The sequence below is a fragment of the Clostridium sp. MCC328 genome (assembly GCF_018785465.1).
Classification (GTDB): Bacteria; Bacillota; Clostridia; order Lachnospirales; family Lachnospiraceae; genus Pilosibacter; species Pilosibacter fragilis.
Genome location: NZ_WQPW01000061.1, coordinates 1 through 325, shown reverse-complemented (window position 1 = coordinate 325; position 325 = coordinate 1). Strand labels below are relative to the sequence as shown.

1 tRNA gene is annotated in these 325 nt (G+C 42.5%); it reads right to left on the bottom strand.

The annotated features are described in order from the left end of the window. Positions 1-247 precede the first annotated feature (247 nt). Positions 248-320: transfer RNA gene (locus tag GPK83_RS09705), tRNA-Ala, on the bottom strand. Positions 321-325: the final 5 nt, after the last annotated feature.

Below are 325 nucleotides of genomic sequence, written 5' to 3'. Positions count from 1 at the left end.
TGGTCTCGTGTTTACTTGATTCTTTCGGTTACGTATCTTTCGATACGCCTCGGATGTCTTGTATCTTAAATATTTAAGATCAATTATTTCAATATGCGGTTTTCAAGGTACGTTGCGAAATCGAAACTTTAGAAATGTGTTGGAAGCTTGCTTCCATAAGCATTTATGAAGTTTTGATTTCATAGCGTGCCTGCACGCGACTGAGAAAAACGAAGTTTTTCGAAGTGCAACGTACAAAGACGCTAAGTGGAGATGGAGAGATTCGAACTCTTGACCCCCTGCTTGCAAGGCAGGTGCTCTCCCAACTGAGCTACACCCCCATGGA